At 65.5% G+C, this 328-nt stretch carries 1 pseudogene; it reads right to left on the bottom strand.

Annotated features, from left to right (window positions below):
- Positions 1-97 precede the first annotated feature (97 nt).
- Positions 98-328 (bottom strand): annotated as a pseudogene (locus tag GTW40_RS33280) (alpha-1,4-glucan--maltose-1-phosphate maltosyltransferase); the annotation flags it as partial.

Raw genomic sequence — 328 nt, forward strand, 5'->3', positions numbered from 1 at the left:
ACCAGGACCTCGTAGAAGACGGCGCGCTTGAACCACTCCGGGTCACGGTCCCGGGCTGGAGTGTCCTCGAACGTGTCCGGGACGGGCTCGTTGACGATCATATGGTGGGTGACCCTCCGATCTGCGGGTTGGACGGTCGCAGAACCGAGAACACATGCGCGGGTCGACGACCCGGTTCGAGTCGCACATAGTTGGCCCTGCCCCAGTGATAGGACTCGCCGGTGAGCAGGTCGCGCACCGGCACCGACTCGTGCCAGTCGAGGCCGAGTTGCGGCATGTCCAACGAGACCGTGGCCTCCTGGGTGTGGTGCGGGTCGAGGTTGACGAC

Origin of the sequence: Streptomyces sp. SID4985, from assembly GCF_009863025.1 — a bacterium.
Lineage (GTDB): Bacteria > Actinomycetota > Actinomycetes > Streptomycetales > Streptomycetaceae > Streptomyces.